The organism is Dellaglioa sp. CoH-55-MRSF-9, assembly GCF_056782155.1.
The window spans coordinates 1-288 of sequence record NZ_JBXAYG010000058.1; the positions used below are offsets into that span (position 1 = coordinate 1).

At 51.7% G+C, this 288-nt stretch carries 1 protein-coding gene; it reads right to left on the minus strand.

The window, feature by feature from the left end; genetic code table 11:
• The coding region (locus tag AC1RPV_RS07780) for a hypothetical protein (RefSeq protein WP_481764198.1) at positions 1 to 198 on the minus strand (198 nt) is incomplete at its 3' end.
• Positions 199 to 288: the final 90 nt, after the last annotated feature.

The window sequence follows — 288 nt, forward strand, 5'->3', positions numbered from 1 at the left end:
GTACGAGGCGCGTGGGCCGTCATACTGGTCACCTAGCAGCAAGATGTTGCTGATACCGTTGTCACGTGCGTACTTGACGGGACCTCGCCTAATCTCGTCAGCGACCATCTTGTCCGGATTTTGTACGTACTTCGAAAGACCTCCCGATCCTGAGGAATCGGTGAAGTGTGCATCTCCCACAGCCACAAACTCTGCCACTTGATCTCCTTATGTTACGTACTCATTCTCTTCCCAATTCCACATCTGTGCAGACTTAGGCCAGTAGCGTTTGAATGTGGCGCTATCAGT